We start from the raw sequence: 2,014 nt of genomic DNA on the forward strand, positions 1-2,014 counted from the left end.
TCATAACGTTACCCAAGTAATCTTGCGGCACTAAAATTTGACAGCGGGCAATGGGCTCTCGGAACTCTTCTATATTATTTGGTTCAGGCAATCTTGACGGGTTATCTACGTAAATGACTTCGCCGTTCTTCTTTTCAATCTCATAAATAACCGACGGCGCGGTGGTGATTAAATCCAAGTCATATTCACGCTCTAAGCGCTCCTGGATAATCTCCATGTGCAGCATACCCAAGAAGCCACAGCGAAAACCAAAGCCGAGCGCATCAGAGGTATCAGGCTCAAAGTATAGCGACGCATCGTTAATCTGTAGTTTTTGCAGCGCTTCACGGAATTTTTCAAAATCACTAGAATCTACTGGGAACATACCAGAATAAACTTGCGGCGTGATTTGCTTAAATCCAGGAATGCGCTCAACATCAGGCGTACTGGCATGGGTAATCGTATCACCAACAGGCGCACCAGCAATATCTTTGATTCCTGCGATAACAAAGCCTACTTCGCCCGCTTGTAAAATACCTGTGTCTACAGGTTTCGGGGTAAAGACACCAATTGAGCCCACTAAGTGCGCCTCTTTGGTCGACTTAATATACAGCTTATCGCCTTTTTTAATCGTTCCTTCACGCACACGTACTAAAGACACCACGCCCAGATAGTTATCAAACCATGAGTCGATAATCAATGCCTGTAGCGGTGCATCACGGTCGCCCGTTGGCGCAGGAATAAATTCAACCAAGGCTTCTAGTAATTTATCAACACCAAGACCGGATTTTGCCGAGACGCGCGGCGCATCAACTGCATCAATACCGATAATGTCTTCAATCTCTTGAATCACGCGCTCAGGCTCAACTTGCGGCAAGTCAATTTTATTTAAAACCGCCATCACCTCTAAGCCCTGATCAACAGCGGTATAACAGTTGGCGACCGACTGTGCTTCGACGCCTTGCGCTGCATCAACCACCAATAGCGCGCCTTCGCAAGCCGCTAATGAGCGTGAGACCTCATAAGAGAAATCGACGTGACCGGGGGTATCAATGAAGTTTAGCTGATAACGCTCACCGTTAGGATGATCATAAAACAAGGTCACAGACTGGGCTTTAATAGTGATGCCGCGCTCACGCTCAATGTCCATAGAATCAAGGACTTGCGCCTGCATCTCACGATCTTGCAGCGCGCCGCACATCTGAATAAAACGGTCAGCAAGGGTCGACTTGCCGTGATCAATGTGGGCAATAATAGAAAAGTTACGAATATTGGCTAATGCAGTCACAAAGCGCCTACTAAATAATGGAGGATTGAATAACGGATATACATAGTGTCAGATGGCAACCGTCGAATACATACTTATAGCTCATACTGGCCAATACGCCAAAAGAGACAGATTAAGTACCTACTGTATTGCCGCAATTGAAATGCCCACAGCGCAAATGACTAACTTTTATGACGCGCAGGCATACGAAGGTATTCTAGCAGTTTTCCGCTATAAAGTAAGTGGATTTTGTTAGCAAGCAAAAATCAGGCAAAAAAAAACCAATCATAAGATGATTGGTATTTTATTACTGCTGGTCTTACTAAATATGGTGGCGATGAAGAGACTTGAACTCTTGACCTCACGATTATGAGTCGTGCGCTCTAACCAGCTGAGCTACATCGCCATTTAAGGCTCGGTATAATACCGATAGAGAGGACTTGCGTCAACCCCTAATTAGCATTTTTTGCGAAAAATACGCATTTCATTCAAATTAACGGTAAATATGCATAATACTAACGATAAAAACGAACCGCAAAACAAAAAAGTTGGTAGACCGATAAGCCGGGTTCTGTCGTGGACGATCATTCCTCTAGGCGTATCATCGCTGATACGCTCAAGCAACCTACCCGCATCGAACGCGGGCCGCGCCATGCCGATGCCTATTTGGTCTTGCTACGCGTGGAGTTTACCCTGCCGTGAGATGTTGCCATTCACGCGGTGCGCTCTTACCGCACCCTTTCACCCTTACCGATAATGTCTTGCGAC

General features: G+C 45.8%; 1 protein-coding gene, 1 tRNA gene and 1 other RNA gene (1 of these 3 running past the window's edge). All 3 read right to left on the reverse strand.

The genetic code is table 11. The annotated features are described in order from the left end of the window. A partial coding sequence (gene lepA, locus V7D75_RS02355) for a translation elongation factor 4 (RefSeq protein WP_442968902.1) occupies positions 1-1,267 on the reverse strand: 1,267 nt, incomplete at its 3' end. Positions 1,268-1,575: 308 nt separating this feature from the next. Next, positions 1,576-1,652: transfer RNA gene (locus V7D75_RS02360), tRNA-Met, on the reverse strand. A 138-nt stretch (positions 1,653-1,790) separates the two neighbouring features. After that, positions 1,791-2,014, reverse strand: an RNA gene (gene rnpB / locus V7D75_RS02365) — RNase P RNA component class A (it continues 106 nt past the right edge of the window).

Origin of the sequence: Psychrobacter sp., assembly GCF_036731945.1 — a bacterium.
In the GTDB taxonomy this organism is placed as follows: Bacteria; Pseudomonadota; Gammaproteobacteria; order Pseudomonadales; family Moraxellaceae; genus Psychrobacter.